Raw genomic sequence first — 26,442 nt, forward strand, 5'->3', positions numbered from 1 at the left:
CCAGACCTCAACAAAATTGAACAGTGCTGGTCTTGGTTGAAAAGTCGTATCCGCAAACAACTCCATCAGTTTAATTGTTTACGAGATGCGATCGAATATGTCCTTCGTTTAGTGTCCTAACCGCCTTGGCGGTTGCTATACAAGCTTTATTGCACTGACAGTAGTTAACTGTGGTGTCTCTCATGCAGTGAACGAGATACTTTCAAATAACGTTGGCACAGTTGAATTTCTAGCATTAGAGAGGCGTGATAATAATGACATTGGTGTTCGTGTAGAGAATAAAGAGTTATTAATTGAGTATGCAAATGAACACTACTCAAAATATATTAGCTAAAAATCCTGAAAATCCCTACGATCGCACCTTTTACAACGCGCAGTCCGACGGCTCTCTCCAAAGTGCCAAAGCCATCTTAGGATACTTCTTCAAGCTCTACCAACCCAACTCCCTCGTCGATTTCGGCTGCGGCATCGGTACCTGGTTGACCGCGGCCCAGGAACTCGGCATCCCAGACCTGGTAGGGATTGACGGTCATTGGATCGAACCCGAAAAGCTCAACCCAGAAACCATCGACTACCACCTGCAAGACCTGCAACACCCCATTTCCCTCGATCGAACCTTCGATCTCGCCCTCAGCCTGGAAGTCGCCGAACACCTCCCCCCCAAACGCGCCAAAACCTTCATCCAAGACCTTTGCCAAGCCTCCGATTTAATCGTCTTTGGTGCGGCCATTCCCGGACAAGGGGGAACCCACCACATCAACGAACAAAAGCAAAGTTACTGGATGTCGCTGTTTGAAGATCGGGGCTACCACTGCCTCGACCTCTTTCGCCCCCTCTTCTGGAACTCCCCAGACGTAAAATGGTGGTACGCCCAAAATACCTTCCTCTTCCTCAAACCCAACCACCCCCACTTCAACCACTTCCAACAACACAGCCAAACCCTCCCCCCCATCGCCGATATTTACCATCCCCGCCTCTTCTCCTACCGATTTCGCAGCCTGCAAAAACTCGAAAAACAATACCAACAACTCCAGTCCCAACCCCTCTCCAACTCCGGCATCCACCTCACCACCGGTCACTACGGCTACCTCCTCGAAACCGAAGACCAGCCTCCCCTCTATCTCAAAGACGAAACCGGCAACATCACCCCCCAGCGTTTCCCCTGGATTCATCAATTCATCGCCATCCGTCAACTCGATAACGGTTACGACCTACTCTGGAGTCACCCCAACGGCAAACTCGCCAAATGGTCGATCGATTCCTCCGGCTACAAACAAAAATACCAAGACCTCAGCCAAACCCCCCTCATCCAAATCGCCGACGAATTTCAAATCCCAGAAACCGCACTGCGATCGTATTGATTGAGATACTCCAACCCATCAAGCAATCGCGATCGCAAACTCGCACAACACCCGATTCAGCGCCAAAGACAACTCCCTGAGTTCGGATTGGGAAACCTCAGACTCCGATCGCAAAAATCGCTCCAAAATCTGAATTCCCTTCAACCCATCCAAAAAGAGTTCTCGTCCCAAGGCTTCTTTCCCCTCAAACAACTGCTCGATGCCATCCTTAAGTCGCTCGATCGCATCTGCCTTCTCCCGCACAAACACTGCCAGCACCCGATCGCTCATCGCCTCAAACACATCGGGAAAGTCCGGATCGATCGCCTCTGGATTCAACGCTCCCCAGTAAATCCCATCTAACGTACCGTAATCTTCATCCAATTGCTTGACGCACCATCGAATATAAGCTGCTTTCCAAGCCTCAATAGGATCTTCTCCAGGAGAATGAAACTTCGCTCGAACAGATTCTTGCAGTCGATCGATATTCATAGATTACCATCCAAAACCTTGACGTTTCTGTTGGGCATTTCGCTCGGCCAATTGACAGCACTCCGATTCAACTTCTCGTCGAAGCTTTCCCGTCGAATCGTACACCTCAATCTCACCACGAGTCGCATTGTTCGTTTCCTGGAGTGCTTTTTGCGCAGTTTTCGGTAAATCCCCCCGATCGGATTTCCGAGAGTGAGTCCGCTCGAAAAGTTCTTCTGTAGAACAACCAAACAAATTTTCATTGATGGTTCGATTCACCTGGGCATAATTTCTCGCCCCTTTCGCTTTCATTGCTCCAGCCAACTGCCGAGAAGAGTTTCTCGTCTCTTGCTTGAATTCATCACTCCCGCGATCGATAACTTCCTGACTCGATTCAATTCCCGATAATCCCATTTGAGCCGCACATCGATCCGGATTATCTTGAGAATCAAAAAAATCCAAATAGTTTTGAGGTTGAGTCATCTCCAATATTCCCGTATGCCAAGGGTTGCTACACTACTGATGTGCAACTGTTGCATGAATGCAAAATTCATACTAACGCTTTCTGAGGTATACGTCAAGAAAATGAGTCAAAAATCTCAGTATCCCAGAGGTCGCCATCCAAACACCCTTGCCAAGCTGCCCGATCGATCTGCACCCGATAAACCCGGTGAAACTGTCGCCATCACCGTGAAAGTGACGCGAGAACAAAAAACTTGGCTCAATGCCCAAGCTGAAAGTCAAAGTTATCACATTCGCCAAGCCTTAAACTTGTATATAACCTTGTCCGAGAAAGAAAAGCAAGGGTAAGACGGACATATTCTACGAGAAGAACCCGGTTTTCGTTTAATCGTATTCGATCCAAAAACAGAGGAAATTACTCAATGGATATCGTAGAGCAATGGGGGGCGATTCTCGAACAAATCCTCCAGTACCATGCCGATCTTCCTTACTGCTATGGAGAGGTTAGTACCTATGTTGTGCTCAGTCGCGATCGCCTCCATTATCTCCTGATGCACGAAGGTTGGGAAGACCAACGCCGAGTACACGGCTGTCTAGTTCATGTCGAAATCCGGGAAGATAAGTTGTGGATACATTACGACGGCATCGAAGATAGCATCACTGCAGAACTCGTCGAAGCCGGTATCCCCAAAGACCGAATCGTTCTGGCATTTCATCCTCCCTTCGTTCGGCAACACACCGGATATGCGATCGCGTAGTTTTGAGTGAATGTCCTCGCATCGATAAAATTCCCCAACCTATCTCCGGTGCAGGAGCGGGATATAGGCGATCGCCTACTGTTCAAAAGTCTATCGAAACTTTTTGACTGGAGAACTCGCCCAGCCCAGTATCTTAGAATATCAAGTAAAGCGACTTATTTTTGACCCCGATCGCGAGGTAATCGTGCAATGGCTTCCCTAGAACGCTATCGCCAATGTATTCAGCAAATTCTCTGCCAACACAACCAATTTAAACCCTCCTATGGTGAAGTCGAACAATTCACAATCTTCGATCTTAAGGGAGACCATTACCAACTCGTTACGATTGGATGGGAAGGCGATCGTCGAATTTTTAGCTGCCTGATTCATATCGATATTAAAAACGATAAGATTTGGATTCAACATGATGGAACCGAATCCGGTGTTGCCAACGAACTCCTACAGTTGGGCATCCCCAAACATAAAATTGTTCTGGGTTATCACGATCCCAACGCGCGCAAGTTAACCGAATTTTCTGTTGGGTAAGACAGAAGACGTTCGATCTTGAATGAAGAAGCCGGACAACTCCTTCAAGGAGAACCCGGTTTCCGCTGCATCGACGAAATCTCTAAATCTTTTTCGTTGATACAATCAAAAAGGTCGGTGAAAAAATAACGATACACCATCATCCTACAGTAGAGATCGTGTCTATGACAGAGAATCCCCAATCCATGCTAAAAATTAAGGATATCGATCGGTCAATTTCTCTTAAAAATTTGTACGTTCGACTCAATGCCACCCCCCAACAAATTGCTGAGTTTTGCCAAAAATGGCAGATTCGAGAGTTTGCTCTGTTTGGCTCTATTTTGCGGGACGATTTCCGCCTTCATGGAGACAATCCTAGCGATGTTGACGTCTTATTTACCTACGGACAGAATGCACGTCGAAATTTAATTCTGCAAGTTCGGATGCAACAGGAACTGGAAGCTCTGTTTCACCGAAATGTGGATCTCGTCAGTAAAACCGCAATTTTAACCAGTTCCAATTACATCCGCCGTCAAAATATCTTAAACTCAGCGATCGTCATTTATGACCCGGGATAAAGAATCACTTTTCGATATTGTCGAAGCAATCGAAAAAATTCTCGCTTACACAAAAGGAGTCCGCTTTGAAGAGTTTCAGCTCAACGATGAAAAGCAAGATGCTGTTCTTCGGCGTATTTTGGTAATTGGTGAAGCCACCAAACGTTTATCCGCAGAGTTTAAAACAAGACACTCACAAATTCCCTGGAAAGAAATTGCCGGAATGCGAGATATTGTTGTTCATGACTATAATCGCATTGATTTGGAGACAATTTGGGATGTTGTTCAGAATGACTTGCCTGAATTAGTTAAGTTCCTAAATTCATTACAAGAGTAAATTTGCTACTCTGTTTGCAACTATCTCGAATTCCGAATACTCGTCATACGTTATTGCGATCGCATTGATAAAATTCCCAAACTCATCATTCCATCGCGATCGCAGTATCGATAAGAGTCTTCTGTTCGAACCAACCACATCAAGCAATCGCGATCGCCTCCGTTGATACAATCAAAGTAATATTGCATTGATGAACCCAAAACCATGTCCATTCAGCCCACCTTCACCCCAGTTCAATTCACGCTTCAACTGAGTCATATTCCCGACGCCATCCACCAAGAAGCCGAATCCAAGGCCAAAGAAGCATATGTCATGACCCTGCTGCGACATGGTATCATCTCTAGCGGACGCGCTGCCCGAATCCTCAATATTCCCCGCGTTGAAATTTTCGATCGCATGAGCTTTTACCAAATCTCTCCATTTGACGATACCCTAACTCAAGACCAACTCAGACAACAGGTCTCTCGAGCTAAACAGGCTTTCGAGCAAAACAACCCATGATTATTGTCTCAGACACCACACCCCTGAGCGAACTCGCAAAAATCGGGCAGCTTAATCTATTGAGAGATGTCTTTGGAAAGTTGATTATTCCCCAAGAAGTCTATCGAGAAGTCACCACAGGAAACCATCCCGCAGTCGCAGTCGTTCCCTCAGTTGATTGGATTGAAACTCGTTCGATCGGCATTCCTCAAAAAGTTTTGAGCTTGCAAACCAGTACGGGTTTAGATTTGGGTGAATGTGCGGCGATCGTTTTAGCAGAAGAATTGAATGCGACTCAAATCCTCATTGACGATCGAGCTGCTCGAATCGTAGCAGAATCACGGAATCTAGCAGTGATTGGTACGATTGGAACATTACTGTTAGCCAAAGATAGAGGTATTATTCCTAATATTAAACCGATCTTAGATCGACTCATTACCAGTGGAAAGTGGATTAGCCGAAACCTCTACCAAGAAGCCTTAAATGAAGCGCAGGAATAAGCGGCTACGCATCTAGGCCATCGTTTTTGGGGAAGAAGGGCGATCGATCGGAGTCCATATCATATCGCAGTGCAAGGGTTACTTATGGAGATTGCCCTCATCACCCCTCACCCAACTTACAACACTTTATGAGTGTGGGAGTGCTGTTTGACGTTATCCTCGCTGGTGACGATATTATCCGAATTCAGGACTCGCTTGCGTTCGAGGGAATAATTGAGATCGTCGAAGGTCTTCCCCAGGGGAATGTGAACTTGGGCCTCGGGACGACTCTTGTAAGTGCGGGTTGCAGAAAAAGCGCGATCGGCAAAGTCATCGCAAAACTGAGCAGTTTCGGGAAACGCTGAGGGACGCTGCGGTTCGTCTCCAGCGAGAATTTCCCCTAACGTGGCGGCGTAGGCAAATTGGTAGGAGGTGGGAATCTTTTTGAGAATCGTTTCCAGGGCGGCAGAGGGAATCGGTTCGAGAATTTGGACTTGATGGGTTTCCCCTTCCTCGCGGATGAAGCAAGTCGCTAAACCCACGACCACGTAGTCATCCCCGCAGAGGTCGGGGGCATTGGCAAAAGAAGTTGCTGTCGTCATGGGCTTTGAGGGATTGGGGCTATAGATTCGCTCGAAATTGTAGCAAACCGATCGCCCCAAAATCGCCCCCGATCGCAATTTTTTAATCGCCGGTCTCGAGAGCGATCGATTTTATCCCCAATCGACTTATCCTTCCGTCGAAACCAATCGCCGCTTCAGGGATGCCGCCCGTTTTTTTGCGATCGCATTTTTGGGCTCGTATTGTAAAACTTTTTCGTAGGCTTCTAGCGCCTGAGATTCAAGTTTTTTGCGCTCGTAGGTAAAGGCTAAATTATTCAGGGCGGCGGGATATGCCGGCTGCAATTTCAACGCTTCTTTATACTGGCGCATCGCCAAATCGTACTGTTCTTGAGCGGCATAGGCATATCCGAGGGCGTTATAAACAATTGCTTGATTGTCATCGCCTTTCATATCTTTGGATTTGAGGGACTTTTGTAATTGAATAATCGCTTGAGAATAGAGCTTTTTATCCAGGAGAATACTCCCCAATTCGTAAAAGTCCTGTGCCGTTCCTTCCCCTTTAGACGTAATCTTTTTTAACTTCGACAGCCGACCTTCCGTGCGTCGGGTGTTAAAAATTTGTCGCAGAACGGCGATCGCCGAACCGCCCAACAACACAATTAAGATAACGAGATAAATCGTTACAAGATTAGTATCCATCGCAATTAGCAGTCGTGATTTATTAAATGTCTTGTTAATTGACGCTCAAATCGTCCGCTCTCTAGATTCCCACGATCGGGCGGTGCGATCGTCACTCTTTTATTACTTTTTATCACTTCACGTCAGTTCGGGGAATGGGGTGTGGGGTGTAGGGTGTAGGGTGTGGGGTGTAGGGTGTAGGGTGTGGGGTGTAGGGTGTGGGGGAGGGCAGGAGGCGGTGACGCGGTGACGCGGTGACGCGGTGACGCGGTGAGGGGGGATGGGAGGACAAAAGAGAAGGAATTTAGCGTCGCGACTGACCCATTGTCAATTGTCAATTGTCAATTGTCCATTCACTCTCCCCCTGCCTCCCCAGCTTCCCCAGCTTCCCCCGCTCCCCCAGCTCCCCCAGTTTCCGGTAAGGGCAACCCCCACTCTACTGCTTTCTCCCGCAGCCATCCCGTCGCTCTCCAGTCTTCGAGGATACCGCGAATTGACTGTCGCAAATCGTCGTACTGCAATCCCTTGGGCATCACCACGCACAACGGTTCGAGGGAGAGTTGGAAGGGAAGCAAGCGATAATCTTGAAACTCGCGTACCCATCCGGCGAGAACGGTCGTATCCCCGGCAAAGGCATCCACTTCTCCCGCCTCTAAGAGGGCTTTTCCTCCTTCGTAGGAGTCCACGGCAACCAAGTTGGGGTTGGAGATGAAGTAGCGTACGGCAGCGACGGTGGTCGATCCGTCAATGGCGGCGATGGTTGCACCGGCTAGATCGGCGGGTTCTTGCGCCGTCCCATCCAACACCACAAAGGTGACCCCGTCGAAATAGTAGGGTCCGCTAAAATCCACAAGGCGCGATCGAACCCGAGTTGCCGTCACGCCAGCAATCGCCAAATCCACTTCCCCATCCATCACCACCCGCAATCGTTCTCGATTGGAGACGGGTTGAAAAACCACCGCATCGCGATCGCCCAATATTTCCTCAGCCAACCCCCGTGCCAGATCGATTTCCAATCCTTGCAGTTCGCCGGTGCGATCGCGAAACCCCAGTGGCGACCAGTTATCTTTCACGGCGACGGTGAGATGCCCTCGGCTTTGGATTGCCTCTAAAGCGGCCGGTGGATCGGACGCACGCGCCAAGAACGGCACCCCTGCCAGGGCGATCGCAAGTACAAAACCCAGACAGAGGCGCAAAATCGATGGGAGAATCGAGAATCGAGAACCGATAGGTCGTACCATCTGCGAACCTCCTCCCTTTTAAGTATCGGCAGTTAGGCTTGTTTGGCAACCTCAACCACTTTGGCAAACGTATCCGGGTCGAGAACGGCTAGTTGAGCGAGCATCTTCCGGTTGATTTGCACGTCGGCTTTTTTGAGATGACCGATGAGTTGGGAATAGCTCAAACCGTTCTGACGAGATGCGGCGTTGATGCGGGTAATCCACAGGCGGCGGAAATCCCGCTTGCGCTTGCGGCGATCGCGATAAGCATTGCACAGCGCCTTCATGACCTTCTGGTTGGCGGTGCGGAAGTTCGTCGAGAGAGTTCCTCGAAATCCTTTGGCGAGTTTGAGAATTTTTTTGCGGCGCTTGCGAGCGACATTACCGCGTTTGACTCTTGTCATGGTAAGGGTTCTCCTAAAATTACGTTGAGAATTACAAGACCTTGAGAATCTAAATCTGTAGACCCGCGCGAGCTGAATCTAAGTCTCGATCGGGTCTACATGTAAGGCATCATCAAGCGGACGTTTGCCTCGTCGCGCCGATCGACCGTGGACTTATTGCTCAAATCGCGCTTGCGCTTAGAACTCTTATGTTCGAGCAAGTGGTTCTTGAACGCTTTGCGACGGACGATTTTCTTGCCGCTACCGGTGGCTTTGAAGCGTTTGGCGGCAGATTTGCGGGTTTTAAGTTTTGGCATGGGCTGGGGTTTTGTTCGACACGATCTTTAATTCTACTTTCAATATGTTAGTCGAGACAAGCCAACACGATCGAGCATGTCTCCAACAAATTGGCAATTCATTAGTTTTCTAGCACTCAAATTCAATACTTTCTGATAATATTTAACATAACGATACTAAAATACATAGAACTCTAAGGAGAAAATCATGGCAGATTCTTTCTTCCTCGAACCCGATGATTCTAAGAGCTTAGGCGATATCGACTACATGCGCACGGTGAAGCGGGTTCGGCGAACCTATGCCAAGTATAAGAACGTTGAGGAAGGTGGCATGAAAATCACCAAATCCGTGTCTGCAACGGATGATACTGTCACCGCCGATCCTCAATACAGCACCGGCTCCTCCTTTACTCAGTCCTCCTTTACTCCATCCTCCTTTACTCCATCCTCCTTCTCCTTCAGCTCCTCGTCGGAGTCTACCACGGCTTCTAGCAACGGTAGCAGCTCTAGCACCACTCCTAGCCCCGCTGCTAGCGAAACTCCTAGCCCCGCTGCTATAGAAACTCCTAGCCCCGCTGCTAGCGAAACTCCTAGCCCCGCTGCTAGTGAAACTCCTAGCACCACTCCGACCTCCAGTGCTCCCCGCGTGACTCCGGATACGAGCATGGATATGTTCCGGAAAATGGCGAAAGATATCAGGCGCTAAGTTATATTGCTTTACCTTCGTTGAAAATATTTAATATTGGGTAAAGTCACAAAAATTTACCAAGCCTTTCTAAAAACGGTATCAAGTTTTTGATGCCGTTTTACTTTTAAGGCTCTGAAGACGCTTCAGACGGTAACTCGGAATTTCCCGATTCTTCAGGGTTTGGAGTCGTTTCAGGGGTTTGGGTTTCTGGCGTTTGTTCTGATTCGGAACTGGCTTCTATTTCTTCTGTCGCTTCATCCTCTGTGGGAGTGGCTTCAGTTCGATCGGGTGGTGTTTCTTCTATGGCTTCATCCTCTGTGGGAGTGGCCTGGGAATCTGAGGCTTCCGGTGAGAGTTCTGATGCATCGGGTTCGGGGGTTGGTGGCGTTTCCTCCGTGGCTTCATCCTCTGTGGGAGTGGCCTGGGAATCTGAGTCTTCCGGTGGGGATTCTGATGCATCGGTTTCGGGGGTTGGTGGTGTTTCTTCTATGGCTTCATCCTCTGTGGGAGTGGCCTGGGAATCTGAGTCTTCCGGTGGGGATTCTGATGCATCGGGTTCGGGGGTTGGTGGCGTTTCCTCCGTGGCTTCATCCTCAGCGGGAGTTGGTTGGGGTTTGGAGGTTTCTTCTTCGTCAGCCTGCCATTCCGAGAGCGATCGATTGATACCGTTCTCTAAATTCGTCGAGACGAGCAAAACCGATAAATCTGTCGTCTCTTCCGTCGGGATATCGGCGATCGCATAAACGAGACTTTCGCTAAAATCTCGTTCTCCTAACTGAATTTGATGGGGGGTCTCATCATCGAGTTTGACCTCAACGATCGCCTGGGGTTCGTCAAGGCCGTATTCTCCGAGTTCGCTTTGGGTTACCGTCAGGATGCGATCGCTCTTGGCATTAACCAGCGCATCGAGCAAAAACGAGACATAGGCTTCTTTCGCCGGAATCGGGTCTTTTTGAATTTCCGACTCGTCGGATGCTTCAACAACCTGAAATTGCCAGCGAGGTGTGGTGGAATCTTCCTCCGGTGGCAGTCGATCGAATTTTAACGTGCGTTCGGGCGTTTTCACGGTTAAGGTGGTGACGCGATCGACTTCAAAGTTAAAAACCTGCTGTTGTAATAATTTTGCCGCTTGGCGGTCGGGTGCGATCGTGCCTTCGTAGACGGCGACACCCGTTGCCAAAATTAAAGCCGAAGCAAACAAAATTTGAGTCGATTTCTTAAATTTCATCGTTCGTGAATTACATCGTCTATCAGCACGATCCATTTTGAACCGAACTCGATCCCACTACCTGCGACCCCACCAAATGACCCCGCTAGCGGCTAATCCCATCACCGGAAAGATGGCGATCGTCGCGATTAAAATTCGCGCTTGCTGTGGCGTTATCGGCAGCGTTCGATTGTTCGGTTCTCTGGGTCGAATCGAGAGCAGTTCTTCGTTGTCCTGACTCAACCAATTCACCGAATTGATAAACATATCCCCATTGAGCGGAACTTGGTCAAACAATCCGTTGGTGAAAAAGTCTGAGTCTCCCAACACGATTAAGCGAGATTCTTTGGTTTCTTCTGTGGTTTCGGATTCCTTGGAGGCTTCGGTTTCGGTGGCTTCAGTTTCTGCGGTTTCAGACTCTGTAGCTTCGGATTCGGTGGTAGTTTCAGCTTCGCTCACTTCCGTTTGTGCTGTTTCGGCTTCTTCAGTGGCTTCGGATTCCGTAGTAGTTTCAATTTCTGCGGCTTCGGATTCGGTAGTAGTTTCGGCTTCGGTTACTTCCGTTTCTGCCGTTTCGGATTCGGTGGTAGTTTCGGCTTCGGTTACTTCCGTTTCTGCCGTCGCGGATTCGGTGGTGGTTTCAGACTCTGCGGCTTCGGATTCGGTGGTGGTTTCAGACTCTGCGGCTTCGGATTCGGTGGTGGTTTCAGACTCTGTAGCTACAGAGTCTGCCGTCGCCGTTTCTGCTGTTTCGGATTCGGTGGTTTCGGCTTCTTCGGCGACTTCAGCTTCGGTTGCTTCTGTTTCAGTGGCTTCGGTATCGGTGGCTTCCGCCTCCGCTGTTTCCGATTTCGTTGCCTCGGTTTCCTTGGAGGTGTCAGAAGTTGGCGTCGTTTCGGTTTCCACCGCTCGATTCAACGCCACTCCCAACACCAGAGGACCGCGTCGATCGGGTTTAATATCGTCCTTTCCGGTGGCATCGAACTTCCAATCCGGACCTTGGTCGAGATTGCTTTCGGCCCAACTCGCATCGGAGGTAAACAGCAACGGCGCGACATCAACCCCTTCGATATCTTCAATTTCAAACGATCGCACCAACGGATAAAGGGAGAAGTTTTCCCCAAAATCTTGGGTAATGGGATGCTCGCCATAATCGACGACCAGTGGTGCTTGGGGGCCAAATCCTTCCACCCATCGATCGGGATCGACGGCAAAGCGGTTATCGGTCTTAATTCCCCAGTCATCGAGTAAGGGTTGGAGTCCCGAATCGGAATTTGGATCGAGGGCCAGCAGCAGGTTGCCACCGTCTTCGAGATAGGCTTGGAGTGCCTTTACTTCCGACTCGAACAGCTTCGATGTCGGTCCGGCAACCACCACCAGCGAGGCATCGTCGGGAACGCCTCCTTCGACCAAATTTAACGGTTCGATACCGTAACCCGCACCTTCTAAGGCTTGAGTCGCAACCGAGATGCCACCGCGTTCGCCTTGTAGGGATTGTTCTCCGTGACCTTGGACGAAATAGGCGATCGGCTGTTGGCCGCTAATAAGCCCGGCGAGGCGATTGGTGAGGGTGGTTTCGGAAATTCCATCGGTTTGAATATTTTGCAGAAGCTGTTTTCGATCGCCCGTTTCCAGAAACACATCTCCAATCTGGTTGACCTCAAACCGTTCGGCGAGTCCCGGTTTTTGTTGCAAGTCTACGTACTCGTAGCTGAAGTTCGCCGGACTCAGACGTTGGTAATTTTCAAGCAAGGTCACATCGGTATTGCTTTTTTGGGGACTGAACACCCAAATTTTGACCGATCGATCCAGATTTCTCACCACTCGTTCCGACTGGGGAGACAGGGTGAGCTGTTGATTTTCCGTGAGGTCGAAGCGCAGAAAATAGCGATACCCTAAAAAGTTAATCAGACCCAAAATTGCCACGATCGAAAGGGTAGAAATTAGCGCGTTGGTTCCCACTTCCGTCGAGCGCCGCGACCAAAAACCTTGGGTGGTACTGATGCGATAAATTAACCACCAGCCAACGATAACTGCTCCCGCAATAATGAAAGCCATGGGAATGGGAAGCCACTCACCGGACACCGCACCGGCAGAGAGTCCGGCAACCCCTAAAATGGGTCCGAGCCAAAATAGGTATTGCCAATATTTTTTTACAAACTTACCACCCGTAATTTTGGTCTTCATATCCAACTCAGTACAACCATGAAATTAGAGAAGCGATCGAACTTTATAATCTAACACGAAAATAACCGATCGCTTATCGCTTATCACTTTCCCTAGCTTCGTCCGAATCTCAGAGCTTCAATCGATTGGGCAGTCAAGAAAATTCCTAAGAAGATATAGCTTGCAAAGACGAGAATACTGCCCGTATCGATAAGTCCTTGGGTGAAATTCGAGTAATGTTTGAGCAAAGAAAGGTGACTGAGTAATTGTCCCGCAACCCCTTCTGAATTATCCGCGATATCCCGAAATATCCACAAAAAGAAAACCAGAACAAAGGTTAAAATTGCCGAAAATATCGTACTATCTGTCAGCGATGATACGAACATTCCCAAAGAAAAGACGCTGGCAGCCAGTAAAATTAGCCCCAAATAACCCATTAGCGGAATGGTGAGTGGCAGCGCGGGACTCGCATCGCTAAAGGCGATCGCCTCATAGATTAAAAACGGCAAGCTAATGGTGGCAAAAAAGGTCAGCACCCCCAGTAACTTTCCCGTTGCCACCGCCCAGTTTGTAATCGGCGAAGTGGCCAGTAATTCCAGGGTCCCTTGCTTGCGTTCTTCGGTATACAATCCCATCGAAAGCATGGGCAAGAAAAACAGCGACAGCGAACCCATCACGTTGGCAAAAAACTGCAGAAACTGATAGGGAACATCCACTGGATTGCCGATTCCTAACTGTTCTCGAATGGCAATTTGAGCGAGAATCCCGCTGGGGCCCAAAAGCAAGAATAAGAAGAAAAAACCGGAAATGAGCCAGTAAATACTCGCGATCGCCCAAGCTAACGGAGAGGCAAAATAGCTTTGCAGTTCTTTGCGATAAATCGCGATAATATTGGCAACAACAATACCCATAGGCTTTTTGACTCTCTGCTGTAATTCCCCGTTAGGTGCGATCGCCTTCGTTGTCCTCGATGGCCTCTGTCGATTCTACCGATGGATCGTCACGTTCAGCTCGATCGGCTTCGGATTCGACGGTCTCCGGTTCGGGAGATATATCTTCTTGAATTTCCGCCATGGGGGTTTCTTTGTGCTGGTTTTCCGCCATGGGGGAGTCTTCGAGCGGGTCTTCTGCCATGGGAGTCTCTTCCGTCGTCAGCTCTAAGAATACATCTTCGAGACTGGCCCGAACTCGGCGCATTTCGCACAACCCCAGTTTTGCTTCCACCACCCCATCGGCGATCGCGCGGCCCGGTTCCACTCCCGGTTCTGCCGTGACGCGAAATTTGTAGCGATTGCCCCTGAGGCTGCGGTCAGTGAGGACTTCGGCAGACTCGACACCGGGCAAATTCTTCAAAAACGAACTGACCGCCGCTTCCACCCCCGGTACGTCGCCTTCGAGTTCCACTTCATAGGCGATACTTCCCGTCAGGCGACCCATCAAGTTCTCGATCGAATCCGTCGTCACCACCTGACCCCGTTTGACAATTGCCACCCGATCGCAGGTCATCTGCACTTCCGGCAAAATATGGGTTGAAAGGATAATCGTATGTTCCCCGGCCAAACTTTTGATCAGTTCGCGCACTTCGATAATTTGGCGCGGGTCTAAACCCACCGTCGGTTCGTCGAGGATAATCACTGGCGGATCGTGAACGATCGCCTGGGCGATTCCCACCCGCTGGCGAAATCCTTTGGAAAGCTTGCGAATCGCGCTTTTTCGCCGTTCGGACAAGCCGCAGCGATCGAGGGCGATGTTGACTCGGGTGGCACGATCTCCGGCCGCAATCCCTTTAAGCTGGGCGACAAAATGCAAAAATCCTTCCACCGTCATACTCGGATAGAGGGGAGGGGTTTCGGGCAAGTAACCGATGCGCCGCCTCACTTCCATGGAGCGATCGTGAACGTCATATCCCGCCACCCGCGCCGTTCCCGTTGTTGCCGGCAAGAACCCGGTCAAAATCCGCATCGTCGTCGTTTTTCCCGCCCCATTGGGACCGAGGAAGCCCAGAATTTCTCCTTCTTCGACCGAAAACGTCACATTTTCGATGGCGGGGGTAATGCCGTAGATTTTGCTGAGCTGTTCGACTTCTATCATGGACTGTTCGATCGCTGAAGTAGCTTAAATCGCTTAAATGCCCGACCCGTTTAAAAATTCTTTGATGGTTTTATCTTCCAGGCGGCAAGTGGGTGCTTTTTCGGTGAGGTTGCAAGCGGAGACGAGGGCTTCTACCTTCGGTTGCTGGTTTTTCAGGTGTTGCACTTCTTCTTCCAAGGATTCGATCCGATCGACTAAAGAGCGAATGGCGGCCGCTTCGGAGTCGGGAAGCTGAGCGTGCGCTAGGGGATTGACCCGCACGCCGGAACGGTAGACCACGCGACCGGGAACCCCCACCACCGTGCAATCGGAGGGTACATCTCGCAGCACCACCGACCCCGCACCGATGCGGACGTTGTTACCAATGTACAAGTTCCCCAGAACTTTTGCCCCCGCACCGACGACGACGCCTTCGCCGAGGGTGGGGTGGCGTTTGCCACTTTCTTTGCCGGTTCCGCCGAGGGTGACGCCTTGGTAAATCAGGCAGCCATCACCGAGAATTGCCGTTTCGCCAATCACCACCCCCATCCCGTGATCGATAAAGACGCCTTTGCCGATGGTGGCACCGGGGTGAATTTCGATTCCCGTCAAAAACCGGGAAATGTGAGAAATGAAGCGGGGGATAAACGGAATCCCGATCGCGTTCAACCAATGGGCGAAGCGATGGAAGAGGAGCGCTTGCAACCCCGGATAGCAAAAGAGAACTTCTAATCCGTTTCGGGCAGCAGGGTCGCGATCGAAGACGATCCGGAAGTCAGCAATAAAGGTGTTTAACACGGCAGTTCTATACCTGATGGACGCAACAAAACAAATGGGTTAAAAAGTACGAGGGAGGCAGAGTCGCGATATTTCCTTGCGCGAAAGGCTTTTGTTAAATAGGCTACGGTTAATTATATATAGTAATGTCTTCTGCGTCTTGAGTTACAGCAACTCCGGATGGGGGCTTCCGCACTTGACATTCAACTGAAGCAAATTCAGATTGTCGATCTTCACAACTCCAAGTCTTGCACTCAATTTCAAACGCTTCCCTGACACTCGATCGAGATCGGAGAAATTCGCGATCGATTCGGTAGAAGATCGAGCGCAAATCGGAGATGGTGCAATCGAGACCCATGGAAGATTTGAACGGTTTTTCCATAAACTTCACGCCGATCTTTCTCGAACGTTCGTCAAATATACCTCATTCAAAGTACCCCGATCGGGTGCTTTAAAATATCGTCGATTTTGGCAAACTATAGTTCTAAAGCAATTAGGGGCAAACTAACTGGATTTTTAAGATTTCATAACATTAAATGAAGTTGGAAATCCCTCGAATCCACGAGTTTTCACTCGTATTTGAGGTGAGATTTGGCAAATTTCAAAAAATTCAGTATAATTACGGATGACATCTTCCGAACAAAAAAGCCACTTTAGATAAAAGTAAGAATTAGGTTTGCATCACGTACCCCTTTTAAAAGGCACAAACCCTAATGGCATGAAGCTCTGTGGCATGAAGCTGAATGGCATGAATGATTAACTTGAGATAACTTCACACTCGTTCTACCCGTTGTGTGAATAAAGATAGAACCTGTAGGGGATATAACTCGCGTACCAGGAACAGGTTCCTCATATCCCGTCTTTGGGAAAGTATTTGAATGGATCGGGAGCGCATTAACTGCGTCGGTGTAACTTAAAGACCCATCTTTCGCGCGAAAGTTATTTTTGAATACCGTGCTGAATCTAATGTTTTTCAGCACTCAATTCAGTTGCGATGATTACAATCGCGATGGCAATCCAATTTGCAAAAAGATGGGGTTGCAGCTTAACTGATGGACGATCTGTATTCAATTCATCTATCAACAATTTTTACGGAGAGAAACAATGCCGTTTTCATTTCTAATCGTGACCGTCATTATGTTTATGACGCTTTGGGCTTCTATTTTTCAGGATTCCGACCAACTCACGTCTGAGGAAAAGAAACAGTTAGAGGGCTTTTTCAAGAATCCTGAAAACTTTGTCGAGAATTCCAAAACTGTCGGTGATATTCTCAAGCTTCTCAAAAAATGCGAGGATAAAGATATTGCTAAATACTACAGCCAAATCCGCTATAAGATGGGAACTCTTGTCGAAACTCACGGCTGGAATAAAGTCGCACCGATGTTTGAAGATATCGCTGGATTTTGTTTGAGCAAGCAAAGTCTCGACGACAAACAAAAAGAACTACTCAAAGATTCCAGAGATGCTTTGAAAGTTTTCAAGTAAGGTCTAAAAAATTGAGGGGTAAAAAGCAGCTTACCGATCTATATCCCCCTCAAAAAAACTCAAAAAATTCTTGCCTCCCAATCTATTCTCGCAAGCCGTCAGGTTTGTACCGCTGAGTGTTCGTAAACCTGAAGTGATTTCCATCAAGCTCCTAGAGTATTAAACTCAATTCTCTAGGAGCTCGATCGATTGTTGATTCTCAATTTGAGGCGATCGCCCTCCTAGAAAAAACTCAAAAAATTAGCTCAGATTCACTTTCACCACTTTATGTTGCTCTTCGGCAATTTTAGGTAAATCGAGCGTCAGGATACCATCTTTGTATTCAGCCGTGGCTTGAGTATTTTCCACTCGGACGGGTAATGGAATCACCCGCTCGAAGGAACCATAACGGAACTCCGTACGAGTCATGCCTTTCTCTTCGGTTTGGGTTTCATCACGACGTTCCCCGCGAATTGAAACGGAATCGGCACTCACCTGAATATCTAAGTCATCAGGCTTCATCCCCGGTACTTCCAGTTTTAAATGGACGGCTTCGGGCGTTTCGCTCATTTCCGCAGCCGGCACAAATGGTGCATTCGCATCCCAGTCGAAATGAGAAGGCATCACGCGATCGAAAAGACGGTTCATTTCCCGTTGCAGCGAATCAATTTCACGGGTGGGATTCCAACGAATAATAGCCATAGTTTCACCTACATTCCAAAAATCAAGTGTTTTCTTGAAGTTGGGAAAGTTCGATCGAATTGCTTTCCTTTAATATTGATCCTAAGACAAAAAAAAATTGCGCTCGTTCGGTTTCGATCGCTTAAAATTTAGGGATAGCCGAAAATCTGCCGGTAAAAATTCAGGCGTTCGGTTCGGTCGCCTTGAAAATAGAGTAGGGGAAATGCGGCCGTTAACCCCTACGATAACTAATTCAACGCGAGTTAAACCCCAATCGAAAACTCAAGCCAGAACAATCCGAACGTGCGATCGCCCGTGACTCGCTATCAAATAGAGCAAAAAGCCACCGAACTGGGATTTCATCGGTTTGGTATTGCGTCCGTCAATGCCGAAAATGCAGAAGATACCCAACGGTTGCGATCGTGGCTAGATCGAGGCTACCACGCTCAAATGGACTGGATGAAAAATCCCAAACGCCAGGACATTCGCGCTGCAATGCCGGGGGTGAAGTCCGCGATCTGCGTTGCCCTCAACTACTACACTCCCCACCAACGTCCCGAAGGCCGAGAATACGCCAAAATTTCCCGATATGGCTGGGGACGGGATTATCATCGGGTGATGCACAAAAAACTCAAAGCCCTGGCATTGTGGCTTGGCAGTCGAGGGGAGGGGGTGGAAACCCGCTACTATGCCGATACCGGACCGATTGCCGATAAAGTTTGGGCCCAACGCGCGGGAATTGGCTGGATTGCGAAGAATGGTAACGTCATTACCCGAGATTTCGGATCGTGGGTTTTTTTAGGGGAAGTGCTGACGAATTTAGAGTTGGAAATCGATCGACCCCACACTCAACATTGCGGTACTTGCACCCGCTGCTTGGAAGCCTGTCCCACGGGCGCGATCGTCGAACCGTTCGTGGTGGATGCCAATCGTTGCATTGCCTACCATACCATCGAAAATCGCGCCGAAGAATTGCCCGAGGCGATCGCTTCTCGACTACAGGGTTGGGTGGCTGGATGCGACATTTGCCAGGATGTTTGCCCCTGGAACCAACGATTTGCGAGTCGAACTGACGTTACCGAGTTTCACCCCTATCCAGATAACCTCGCCCCAAAACTCAGCGAACTCGCTCATCTTTCTGAGGAAGAATGGAATCGCAGATTTCCCGCTTCGGCCCTGCGACGGATTAAACCCCACATGTGGCGGCGCAATGCAAAAGCTGCCAGCAATGGGGAGTAATCGATCGCCTCTGTCTAAAAATTGATTCGAGTTTGAATTTCTAAAGTGTTTTATTGAGTAAAAGTACTTATTTTGTACATGAAAATGTAAACTTATTTGAAAAATATTTAAATAAATGTTTCTTTTCTTGGGGTTTATCAATACTTATTGATACGATTAGTCATCGGAATGAAAAGAAGTGTATCAAAAGTCATGAAAGTTTCAAAAAGTTCTAAATCTTTGACAGATTCTGTCATTATGGGTCTGCTGCTCGTAATCATGAGTGTGGGAATTTTTGCCATCATGGTGACTGGAGTTGGAGTGTAAATCTTCAGCAATTCTTGATGGTCACAGGCTTGTGTCTGAGCTCGATCGAGACCTAAACTCAATACAAAACACAATAAAAACCCTGTTGCAGTCTTTGATACCGTTACCTCTGCTACAGGGTTCTTTTGATGCTCGCAATCGAGCTTTTTGATGTTCGCGTTTCTTTTTGCAACGTACGTTTTACAGATTTTTCGCCAAACACCCCTCTCCAGGGACTTTCGCAAGAAATAGCACTCCCGAATCCTGCAGACTATCGGGCAGGCATGCTTCAAGACAACTCACAAACTGGTGAAATGTACTCCGTGTTACAGTTTTCTATTTCCTCGATCGAGATGCCTGCTTGAAATCCCCCTAAATCCGTTTCAAGAGACTTAAACCGTGGGTATCTGTGCCGCAGGTATCGAATAAGTTATGGTGACAGTTTAATTGACGAACGAGTTCGGTTTCGCGGGGACTCGGTTGCCAAGGATTGGGATTGTTGTAAGCATAGTAGGCTTCCGATCCATCGATACCCAAACGAGCAGCTTCTGGAATCAGTTCCTGGGGTGCTCTTCGATAGCGAGAGGGGTGAGCGAGCACCGCAAATCCACCAGCATCGTGAATGGCGGCAATAACCTGAGCGGCAAGGTACGCTTTTCCCGTCACCGTATGACCTTGTAAATATTCCTGCACGCAGATCGCACTAGGATCGAATCCATAGCCGAGAATGTGAACTTCCACATCGAGCAGGGCTGCATTAATTTCCACCCCCGACCACAGGATCGGCAGCGGATTTTCGCTAGAACGATTGCCATGCCGTTGCTCTTCCAACCAACGCCGTGCAACTCGATAGCCTTCAACGCTGTGGTGATCGGTAATCGCCAAACCTTTCAAACCAATTTCCGTGGCTTGTTGCATTAAAGCTTCTGGTTCCAAGCGACCGTCTGAGTAAACCGTGTGCATGTGAAAGTTATACTCGCGAGGACAACTCTCGGCACCAATGGTTTGAAAGACCTGCATCAGTGCGTCGCGCTCTTGGGAAAGACCTTGCATTGACGCAGAGGGAGGGTCGAGGTTAAGAAACATAAGCGTTGTTAGAGGTTTTGAGCTTAGTCCTAATATAACGAACTGTTGCGAAACGACCCGGATTTCGAGCTATCTTTGCCGTGCGATCGTTGAGGATCTCGAATGATTAACAATCTTGATGAAATCGAAAAATATTGGTAAATGGCGATCGAAGGTGTAGCCTTTAAAGAGTCATTTGTGCAGATATAGCCCCATGGCCCAATCCAAGATTCTCACCCTCGCAAAACAGGGCAACCCAAAAGCGATCGCCGCTTTGATGAATTACTCGCTGCGATCGAAACAAATTACCGTGGTCGTGAATATCGCCGATGCGTGCCTGAGTGTCGTCGCCACTGCACCCAAACCACCCGATCGGGCGTTTATGACTCATTTTGTCCGTAAGGGTCTCGAAAAACTCCGGATTGAAGGACTCCATCGGGCGATCGTGGAAGGGTACGGTATGGGTCTAGAACGCCCCGCATGGCAAGAAACGCTGATGCTAGACGGTGCTACCGAAATTACCTCCAACCCTTTTGTCGGTCAAATTCCACTGCTGAGTTCTCTGCCCGAACCCTCTACCCCATCGCCCCCCCCTCCTCTACCGGCCGTTGCCCCCCGCAAAAGCAATCGATTATTCGATCGAGACACATCCCCATCCCCCCGCAATAGAGCGACTCCAGGGAAAACCCAAAAACCCCTACCGCTGGTTCTGCGGTGGCTGAAAATCTTTGTCGGGGCGATTTTTTATGTCGTTGCCGTTGCCGTTACCTTTGGCATGGCCGTCCCGATCAAAGTGTTTTCCGCTCTATTGTCGGAAAACGCAGTCTATCAATTGCCAATCGCTGGGGATATCTTTCGCGGTCTCGAAGTGGCCGAACTCTTTAATGTTCTCGTGTTTGCGATTTTCGGGATGGGATTGGGCATTGCCACGGCCCTGCTACCCAAAATCTTCGGACGTCGCATCAGTGCGGCACTCTTAATTTTTGCCTTGCCGATTATCTTTGTGCTGGGCAGTTTCGTGCGTTATGAAGACTGGGTGAGAGATTTCGCCATCAACGAGCAAATTAGCCATCAGATGGCGATTGAAACGACCGATACCTATCTAACGAGTCAAGTGGAGAGAGGCGGCTTTCCCGGCTTTTACTTCTATACGGCTCGGTATCCGATTTTACCCGTCGATGCATTGGAAATGAAAGAAGTCAAAGCCTTAGAAGAAAGAACGGTGGCACGCATCAATCGCGTGATCGAGATCGAACCGGAGAAGCTATCTAGCCTTTATTCCATGAGTATTTGGGGGGTGCGGATTTTTTACTTCGGCTTGTCTGTGGTGACGGCGATCGCCCATTTCTCTCAAGGGGAAGAACTTGCCGATCGATTAGCGAAACGGGGAAAGTTCCAACCCGAAGAACAGTCGCCGGCTTGATGTCACAACAGCCATTATTCAGCGCGGACATCGGTTAAGGCGAGTTTGCCTAGAAAGACCTCGGTAAGATTCTCAAGATTTTAGGTTATCTGCTATTTGTCATAAACTTATAAAACTCTCAACACAGCTCGCAATCCCCGATATCCTAACGGTAATGGCGGTTGCTCTAGAAAAGTTTCCCTAAAAAAAGAATGCGTCGCTTTCAGGCAACGCATCTTCAAAAAGCTTATCCCATGTAACCCAAGCTTGAGGGTTCAGCCTCCAGCAACGGCCGGTACAATGCTGACTTCATCCCCATCTGCTAGGGGAGTTTTTGTGTTTTCGAGGAAGCGGATATCTTCGCTATTGACGTAGAAGTTCAAGAATCGACGAGGTTTGCCGTTTTCGTCGCATAGCCGCGTTTTGATACCCGGAAAGTCCGTTTCGAGTGCGTCGATGAGTTCTTCTACGCTGGTGGCACTACACTCGACGGTGGCTTTGTTGTTGGTTAAATTTTGTAGGGGAGTTGGAATTAGAACTTTAACAGACATCGTTCTCTACTTTCTTGTTTCTACTCGAATGTCGCGCCGATCGCTTCGGTGAGGATTGTTCTCGATCGAACCCTCGCCATCTTTGCGGGAAGCCGCTTGGAATTTGACAATTTTTAAGGGGACGAACTCACATAATGCATCGTCCCCCCAAGAGTCAATTCGCCAAGTCAATTCACCAGCCAATTCGCGACAGGCAATGGCTTAAACCAAAACTTGCTGCCATTCCAGGCGACCGAGGGTGCGAGAGCGCTCCAGCGCCCGCTCGAACGCATCGAGCTTCGGTTCGATGGTCAGGGGTTCGCCGATGTAGCCTTGAACCGCTTCTTGGGTCTTGAGACCGTTGCCGGTGATATAAGCGACCGTCGTTTCATCCGGATCGATTTTACCGGCTTCGACGAGTTTTTTGAGAACGGCGATCGTGGTGCCCCCAGCAGTTTCGGTAAAGATACCTTCGGTTTCCGCGAGCAACTTGATGCCATCGATGATTTCCGCATCGTTGACCGACTCGATGTTTCCATTGGTTTTCTGGGCCACTTCCAGAGCGTAAACGCCGTCTGCAGGGTTGCCGATGGCGATGGATTTGGCGATGGTGTTGGGCTTGACGGGAGTAATGAAGTCCCGACCTTCCCGGAAGGCTTGGGCGATGGGAGAGCAACCTTCGGCTTGGGCACCGCTAAAGCGCACGGATTTATCGTCAACCAAGCCGACTTTAATAAATTCTTGGAAGCCTTTGTAAATTTTGGTGAATAGAGAGCCGGAAGCCAGCGGCGCCACGATATGGTCGGGAAGTTGCCAGCCGAGTTGCTCGGCGACCTCAAATCCAAGGGTCTTGGAGCCTTCGGAGTAGTAGGGACGCAAGTTAATATTCACGAAGCCCCAGCCGTGGGTGTTCGCAACCTCCGAACACAAGCGGTTGACTTGGTCGTAGTTACCCTTGACGGCCATTAGCGTGGGATTGTAAATCAGCGTTCCCAGGACTTTCCCGGCTTCCAAGTCGGCGGGAATGAACACGCAGCAGTCTAACCCGGCATGGGCGGCAATGGCGGCTGTGGAGTTTGCCAAATTCCCGGTACTGGCGCAGGAAACGGTGGAGAAGCCCAGTTCTCTGGCGCGGGTTAAGGCGACCGAAACCACCCGATCTTTGAAGCTGAGGGTGGGCATGTTGACCGCATCGTTTTTGATGTAAAGCTTCTTGAGTCCCAAGTGGCGGGCGAGGCGACGGGCGTTCAGTAGCGGAGTCATACCGGTTCCCACGTCGATGGGATTGTCGGTTTGGACCGGCAAGAACGGACGGTAGCGCCAGATGGAGTTAGGACCGGCTTCGATGGTTTCCCGACTGACCCGCTGACGCAGGGCATCGTAGTCGTAGGTGACTTCAACCGGACCGAAGCACAGGTCGCAAACGTGTTTGGCTTGCAGTTCGTATTCGGCACCGCACTCTTTACACTTCAGTTTCTCGAAGGTGGCGCTGCTGTGGGTGTGCTGGTGAGTCGTCGCGTCGATAGCTTGGGTCATGGGATTAAAACTTTCTTCGGGTCAACATGGCAAATCATCGTAACATGGGTCGCGCACGGGGACAAATAAACCCGACCATTCTTGTCGGGTTTATTGAAAAGCGGCATCAGATAAGACTTCCGAGCATAGAGTTCTCGATCGAGCGAGCCATCGAGTTGGGGTTTGAAAAAATTGCTCGATGGATGGAGATCCTCCGTTGGCGATCGCGCATTGCCATAAATCGCTATAAAATATTTACGAATTCGTCCCCTGCCATCTCTATGCACCAAAAACTCCTTGACACCCACATCGCTCGATCTCAAGTATTGCTGACCCCCGAGAAGATTAAAGCAAGGTTACCGCTGACGGGGGTGGCTGAAGAAACGGTCTTGCGATCGCGCCAGGAAATCGCCAATATTCTTGACGGACTCGATTCCCGTCAATTTATCGTTGTCGGGCCCTGTTCGATTCACGATCTCGAAGCTGCTAAAGAATACGCCCAGAAACTCAAAACCCTCGCCGAACGGGTAAGCGATCAATTATTGCTCGTGATGCGAGCGTATTTTGAAAAGCCCCGCACCACCGTCGGCTGGAAAGGCTTGATTAACGATCCAAATATGGACGATTCCTTCGAGATCGAAAAAGGATTGTTACTCGCGCGCCAACTGTTGCTTGAAATTGCCGAATTGGGATTGCCGGCCGCCACCGAAGCCCTCGACCCGATCGTGCCGCAATATATCAGCGAACTGATTTCTTGGTCGGCGATTGGGGCGCGTACCATTGAATCTCAAACCCATCGAGAAATGGCCAGTGGATTATCGATGCCCGTGGGTTTAAAAAATGGCACCAATGGTAGTATTGAGGTCGCGATTAATGCCGTGCAAGCGGCCCAAAAAGCCCATAACTTTTTAGGTATCGATCGCCAAGGAAAAGTGAGCGTTTTTACCACCAAAGGGAATGGATACGCCCACGTAATTTTGCGCGGTGGGGGAGGCAAAGCCAACTTCGATGCAGCTGCAGTGCGATCGGCCGAAGAAAAACTTAAAGCCGCCAACCTACCGGCGAGAATTGTCATCGATTGCTCCCACGGGAACTCCAACAAAGACCACAAGCGTCAAGGGAGCGTTTTAGACAACATTATCGGTCAAATTAAAGCTGGGAATTCGTCGATAGTCGGCATGATGCTCGAATCGAATTTGTTAGACGGTAATCAAAAAATACCCACCAATTTAGAGGATTTACAATACGGCGTTTCAGTGACTGATAAATGTATGGGTTGGGAAGAAACCGAGGAAGTAATTCTCGCCGCTCATGCTGCTTTAAGCAAAAATAGCTAACAGTTTTAGGGTGGGAAAAAGTATACACTCGTAGGGTGGACAGTTGTTCGGGGAGGAATTCACTTTTACCACTTGTCCTAAAACTGCCCACTCACTCATTCTGGGGTTTATCTTGATGAAGAGCGCTTACTTTTTTTTTCGAGATCTAGCAGTTCGCGCCCTTTTCGTTACACATTTTCAGTCATGGGGAAGGGAGAATTCACTATTCGGAATTCCAAATTCCGAATAGTGAATGGGGAATGGAATAAAAAATGCATGAATTCGGTATCGAAATTGATGTGAGCTTTGATTTCGACCAGATTTCTAACGGAAAAAACCTATTTCTTCGACTAGTGTAAATAAACTGCGGACGGAGCAAAGCGCAGGGGTTACGCTATATCTAATCCCTGAAAGCCCTAACTGGTCAATAGCTGCTTAACTGCACTTAAGAGTTCGTCCGGGTGAAAGGGTTTGGCAATATAAGCATCAGCCCCCATTTTCATGCCCCAGTAGCGATCGAACTCTTCTCCTTTGCACGAACACATGACAATCGGCACGTGCTGGGTTGCCGCATCTCGTTTAATTTTGCGACAAACATCGTAACCATTGGGATTGGGCATAATAATATCGAGTACTACCAAATCGGGGCATTGGCTTTGGATGCGTTGCAGTGCTTCAGTGCCCCCTTTAGCCTCTAAGACATCCATTCCATTATGTTTGAGGAGATTGGCAATCATCGTTCTTTGAGCGGTACTGTCTTCGACGACTAAAATTGTACTCATCATGGTTACTTCTATTGCGAAAGCTTTATTAAACCCAGTGAGAAAAAATTAAACCGTTTCTCACTACCATTAAAATATATTTCCGATTATATGCCAGACGACAAAGCGACATTGGTAGATGGCTTCTAAATCCACCCGATCTCGAGATGACTTGGTTTTCAGAGTTCATCGATGGCGATCGAGATGTCAATCCACGCTGAAGGAATAGATCCCGGTGTTCCTCCCGGTTGAAATCGCCAGTCTTTGATGAGATTTGACAGCCAAACCGAGCAAGATTCGGAAATGTTTTCTCCATTTGCACGACGCACTTCATGGACCTTGAGGATAGTTCCCCGAGATGGAGATAGCTTGTCATTGATGAAGGCGGAGATTGTAAATTGACCGGTACACTGTCCGTTTGGCGGAACCGCAGAAATTGAACTGTCCGTGTCCGGACAAAGGGTGAGATCCTGACCCTGCCATGACGCGCAACTGCCTTCGTAGGTCGCAGTTCCCGTTACGTTAGTTAGGGTCATGCTAAACGAGTTCCCCGTCGTCGCATCGGAACCATTACCCCCAGAATTATCTGTTGGGGTTTCTCCGGGTTGATTGGGTTGCGGTGTCGGTTCTGGAATTGGTTGCGGTGTCGGTTCTGGAGTCGGTTCTGGAATTGGTTGCGGTGTCGGTTCTGGGGTCGGAGTGGGTTGCGGTGTTGGTTGCGGTGTTGGTTGCGGGGTCGGTTCTGGGG

At 49.0% G+C, this 26,442-nt stretch carries 33 protein-coding genes and 1 pseudogene; 14 read left to right on the forward strand and 20 right to left on the reverse strand.

All coding sequences use genetic code 11. The annotated features are described in order from the left end of the window. Both AC2215_RS12950 and AC2215_RS12955 read left to right on the forward strand, forming a co-directional pair. Window positions 1–120 (forward strand): annotated as a pseudogene (locus AC2215_RS12950) (IS630 family transposase); the annotation flags it as partial. Window positions 121–305: 185 nt separating this feature from the next. After that, window positions 306–1,361, forward strand: a complete 1,056-nt coding sequence (locus AC2215_RS12955) for a methyltransferase domain-containing protein (RefSeq protein ID WP_486810425.1) — start codon at window positions 306–308, stop codon at window positions 1,359–1,361. 18 nt (window positions 1,362–1,379) lie between these two features. On the opposite strand, the gene AC2215_RS12960 is transcribed toward AC2215_RS12955, so the two are convergent. Then, window positions 1,380–1,832, reverse strand: coding sequence for a hypothetical protein (locus AC2215_RS12960; protein ID WP_486810426.1), 453 nt, complete (start codon window positions 1,830–1,832; stop codon window positions 1,380–1,382). A gap of 3 nt (window positions 1,833–1,835) precedes the next feature. Then, window positions 1,836–2,294: a hypothetical protein gene (locus AC2215_RS12965; protein WP_486810427.1), complete on the reverse strand. Its 459-nt coding sequence runs from the start codon at window positions 2,292–2,294 to the stop codon at window positions 1,836–1,838. A gap of 102 nt (window positions 2,295–2,396) precedes the next feature. Here AC2215_RS12965 and AC2215_RS12970 point away from each other — a divergent pair, with 102 nt between their 5' ends. The 5 genes from AC2215_RS12970 to AC2215_RS12990 all read left to right on the forward strand — a co-directional run bounded on the left by AC2215_RS12970 (window position 2,397) and on the right by AC2215_RS12990 (window position 4,429). Beyond that, the gene (locus AC2215_RS12970; RefSeq protein WP_486810428.1) at window positions 2,397–2,621 is read left to right on the forward strand and encodes a hypothetical protein; all 225 of its coding nucleotides are present in this window, start codon (window positions 2,397–2,399) and stop codon (window positions 2,619–2,621) included. Window positions 2,622–2,695: 74 nt separating this feature from the next. Next, complete coding sequence (locus AC2215_RS12975) at window positions 2,696–3,031, forward strand: element excision factor XisI family protein (RefSeq protein WP_486810429.1); 336 nt, start codon at window positions 2,696–2,698, stop codon at window positions 3,029–3,031. Between the two features lie 189 nt (window positions 3,032–3,220). Next, the gene (locus tag AC2215_RS12980) at window positions 3,221–3,556 is read left to right on the forward strand and encodes an element excision factor XisI family protein (RefSeq protein WP_486810430.1); all 336 of its coding nucleotides are present in this window, start codon (window positions 3,221–3,223) and stop codon (window positions 3,554–3,556) included. A 164-nt stretch (window positions 3,557–3,720) separates the two neighbouring features. Then, on the forward strand, window positions 3,721–4,113 hold the full coding sequence (locus AC2215_RS12985) for a nucleotidyltransferase family protein (RefSeq protein ID WP_486810431.1): 393 nt from the start codon (window positions 3,721–3,723) through the stop codon (window positions 4,111–4,113). Then, window positions 4,100–4,429 carry a HepT-like ribonuclease domain-containing protein gene (locus tag AC2215_RS12990; protein WP_486810432.1) on the forward strand — a complete coding sequence of 110 codons (330 nt, stop codon included), beginning with the start codon at window positions 4,100–4,102 and terminating at the stop codon, window positions 4,427–4,429. The genes AC2215_RS12985 and AC2215_RS12990 overlap by 14 nt, the downstream gene beginning before the upstream one ends. Before the next feature lie 50 nt (window positions 4,430–4,479). Here AC2215_RS12990 and AC2215_RS12995 read toward each other — a convergent pair whose 3' ends face one another. Beyond that, entirely contained in the window at window positions 4,480–4,617 is a 138-nt protein-coding gene (locus tag AC2215_RS12995; RefSeq protein WP_486810433.1) for a hypothetical protein, read from the reverse strand. Window positions 4,618–4,633: 16 nt separating this feature from the next. On the opposite strand from AC2215_RS12995, the gene AC2215_RS13000 reads away from it, so the two are divergent. Both AC2215_RS13000 and AC2215_RS13005 read left to right on the forward strand, forming a co-directional pair. Beyond that, window positions 4,634–4,930, forward strand: coding sequence for a UPF0175 family protein (locus tag AC2215_RS13000; RefSeq protein ID WP_486810434.1), 297 nt, complete (start codon window positions 4,634–4,636; stop codon window positions 4,928–4,930). Continuing rightward, a complete protein-coding gene (locus tag AC2215_RS13005) occupies window positions 4,927–5,409 on the forward strand; it encodes a PIN domain-containing protein (RefSeq protein ID WP_486810435.1) in 483 nt (160 codons plus the stop codon). Before AC2215_RS13000 ends, AC2215_RS13005 begins: the two co-directional genes overlap by 4 nt. A 116-nt stretch (window positions 5,410–5,525) precedes the next feature. Here the strand turns inward: AC2215_RS13005 and AC2215_RS13010 are convergent, their stop codons facing one another. From AC2215_RS13010 to rpmI, 6 genes are all read right to left on the reverse strand, one after another. Then, a complete protein-coding gene (locus AC2215_RS13010) occupies window positions 5,526–5,990 on the reverse strand; it encodes a hypothetical protein (RefSeq protein WP_486810436.1) in 465 nt (154 codons plus the stop codon). A 126-nt stretch (window positions 5,991–6,116) separates the two neighbouring features. Further along, the gene (locus AC2215_RS13015) at window positions 6,117–6,650 is read right to left on the reverse strand and encodes a tetratricopeptide repeat protein (RefSeq protein ID WP_486810437.1); all 534 of its coding nucleotides are present in this window, start codon (window positions 6,648–6,650) and stop codon (window positions 6,117–6,119) included. Window positions 6,651–6,772: 122 nt separating this feature from the next. Next, on the reverse strand, window positions 6,773–6,967 hold the full coding sequence (locus AC2215_RS13020; protein WP_486810438.1) for a hypothetical protein: 195 nt from the start codon (window positions 6,965–6,967) through the stop codon (window positions 6,773–6,775). Window positions 6,968–6,982: 15 nt separating this feature from the next. Continuing rightward, entirely contained in the window at window positions 6,983–7,870 is an 888-nt protein-coding gene (locus AC2215_RS13025; RefSeq protein WP_486810439.1) for a transporter substrate-binding domain-containing protein, read from the reverse strand. 32 nt (window positions 7,871–7,902) lie between these two features. Further along, window positions 7,903–8,253, reverse strand: coding sequence for a 50S ribosomal protein L20 (gene rplT / locus AC2215_RS13030; protein WP_486810440.1), 351 nt, complete (start codon window positions 8,251–8,253; stop codon window positions 7,903–7,905). A 95-nt stretch (window positions 8,254–8,348) separates the two neighbouring features. Beyond that, window positions 8,349–8,549, reverse strand: coding sequence for a 50S ribosomal protein L35 (gene rpmI, locus AC2215_RS13035; RefSeq protein WP_486810441.1), 201 nt, complete (start codon window positions 8,547–8,549; stop codon window positions 8,349–8,351). Between the two features lie 187 nt (window positions 8,550–8,736). Here rpmI and AC2215_RS13040 point away from each other — a divergent pair, with 187 nt between their 5' ends. Further along, complete coding sequence (locus AC2215_RS13040) at window positions 8,737–9,234, forward strand: hypothetical protein (RefSeq protein ID WP_486810442.1); 498 nt, start codon at window positions 8,737–8,739, stop codon at window positions 9,232–9,234. A gap of 106 nt (window positions 9,235–9,340) precedes the next feature. On the opposite strand, the gene AC2215_RS13045 is transcribed toward AC2215_RS13040, so the two are convergent. The 5 genes from AC2215_RS13045 to cysE all read right to left on the reverse strand — a co-directional run bounded on the left by AC2215_RS13045 (window position 9,341) and on the right by cysE (window position 15,457). Further along, window positions 9,341–10,444: a DUF4340 domain-containing protein gene (locus tag AC2215_RS13045; protein ID WP_486810443.1), complete on the reverse strand. Its 1,104-nt coding sequence runs from the start codon at window positions 10,442–10,444 to the stop codon at window positions 9,341–9,343. A 57-nt stretch (window positions 10,445–10,501) separates the two neighbouring features. Beyond that, window positions 10,502–12,610, reverse strand: coding sequence for a GldG family protein (locus AC2215_RS13050; RefSeq protein WP_486810444.1), 2,109 nt, complete (start codon window positions 12,608–12,610; stop codon window positions 10,502–10,504). 92 nt (window positions 12,611–12,702) lie between these two features. Continuing rightward, the gene (locus AC2215_RS13055) at window positions 12,703–13,500 is read right to left on the reverse strand and encodes an ABC transporter permease (RefSeq protein ID WP_486810445.1); all 798 of its coding nucleotides are present in this window, start codon (window positions 13,498–13,500) and stop codon (window positions 12,703–12,705) included. 31 nt (window positions 13,501–13,531) lie between these two features. Next, on the reverse strand, window positions 13,532–14,680 hold the full coding sequence (locus AC2215_RS13060) for an ABC transporter ATP-binding protein (RefSeq protein ID WP_486810446.1): 1,149 nt from the start codon (window positions 14,678–14,680) through the stop codon (window positions 13,532–13,534). Between the two features lie 33 nt (window positions 14,681–14,713). Continuing rightward, window positions 14,714–15,457 carry a serine O-acetyltransferase gene (gene cysE / locus AC2215_RS13065; RefSeq protein ID WP_486810447.1) on the reverse strand — a complete coding sequence of 248 codons (744 nt, stop codon included), beginning with the start codon at window positions 15,455–15,457 and terminating at the stop codon, window positions 14,714–14,716. Between the two features lie 1,083 nt (window positions 15,458–16,540). On the opposite strand from cysE, the gene AC2215_RS13070 reads away from it, so the two are divergent. Continuing rightward, a complete protein-coding gene (locus AC2215_RS13070; RefSeq protein ID WP_486810448.1) occupies window positions 16,541–16,921 on the forward strand; it encodes a hypothetical protein in 381 nt (126 codons plus the stop codon). 240 nt (window positions 16,922–17,161) lie between these two features. Here the strand turns inward: AC2215_RS13070 and AC2215_RS13075 are convergent, their stop codons facing one another. Next, on the reverse strand, window positions 17,162–17,602 hold the full coding sequence (locus AC2215_RS13075; protein WP_486810449.1) for an Hsp20/alpha crystallin family protein: 441 nt from the start codon (window positions 17,600–17,602) through the stop codon (window positions 17,162–17,164). A gap of 282 nt (window positions 17,603–17,884) precedes the next feature. Here AC2215_RS13075 and queG point away from each other — a divergent pair, with 282 nt between their 5' ends. Next, window positions 17,885–18,820 carry a tRNA epoxyqueuosine(34) reductase QueG gene (gene queG, locus AC2215_RS13080; protein ID WP_486810450.1) on the forward strand — a complete coding sequence of 312 codons (936 nt, stop codon included), beginning with the start codon at window positions 17,885–17,887 and terminating at the stop codon, window positions 18,818–18,820. Between the two features lie 657 nt (window positions 18,821–19,477). On the opposite strand, the gene AC2215_RS13085 is transcribed toward queG, so the two are convergent. Further along, complete coding sequence (locus tag AC2215_RS13085) at window positions 19,478–20,191, reverse strand: PHP domain-containing protein (RefSeq protein ID WP_486810451.1); 714 nt, start codon at window positions 20,189–20,191, stop codon at window positions 19,478–19,480. 193 nt (window positions 20,192–20,384) lie between these two features. Here AC2215_RS13085 and AC2215_RS13090 point away from each other — a divergent pair, with 193 nt between their 5' ends. Further along, window positions 20,385–21,593, forward strand: a complete 1,209-nt coding sequence (locus AC2215_RS13090; protein WP_486810452.1) for a hypothetical protein — start codon at window positions 20,385–20,387, stop codon at window positions 21,591–21,593. A 254-nt stretch (window positions 21,594–21,847) separates the two neighbouring features. On the opposite strand, the gene AC2215_RS13095 is transcribed toward AC2215_RS13090, so the two are convergent. After that, window positions 21,848–22,123 (reverse strand): MoaD/ThiS family protein, encoded by a 276-nt coding sequence (locus AC2215_RS13095; protein WP_486810453.1) that lies wholly within the window; start codon window positions 22,121–22,123, stop codon window positions 21,848–21,850. A 201-nt stretch (window positions 22,124–22,324) separates the two neighbouring features. Beyond that, entirely contained in the window at window positions 22,325–23,638 is a 1,314-nt protein-coding gene (gene thrC / locus AC2215_RS13100; protein WP_486810454.1) for a threonine synthase, read from the reverse strand. A 260-nt stretch (window positions 23,639–23,898) separates the two neighbouring features. On the opposite strand from thrC, the gene AC2215_RS13105 reads away from it, so the two are divergent. Continuing rightward, window positions 23,899–24,954, forward strand: a complete 1,056-nt coding sequence (locus tag AC2215_RS13105; protein WP_486810455.1) for a 3-deoxy-7-phosphoheptulonate synthase — start codon at window positions 23,899–23,901, stop codon at window positions 24,952–24,954. 395 nt (window positions 24,955–25,349) lie between these two features. Here AC2215_RS13105 and AC2215_RS13110 read toward each other — a convergent pair whose 3' ends face one another. Together AC2215_RS13110 and AC2215_RS13115 are read right to left on the reverse strand one after the other, a co-directional pair. Then, a complete protein-coding gene (locus AC2215_RS13110; protein WP_486810457.1) occupies window positions 25,350–25,715 on the reverse strand; it encodes a response regulator transcription factor in 366 nt (121 codons plus the stop codon). A gap of 158 nt (window positions 25,716–25,873) precedes the next feature. After that, a partial coding sequence (locus AC2215_RS13115; RefSeq protein WP_486810456.1) for a hypothetical protein occupies window positions 25,874–26,442 on the reverse strand: 569 nt, incomplete at its 5' end.

The organism is Zarconia sp. (assembly GCF_057467645.1).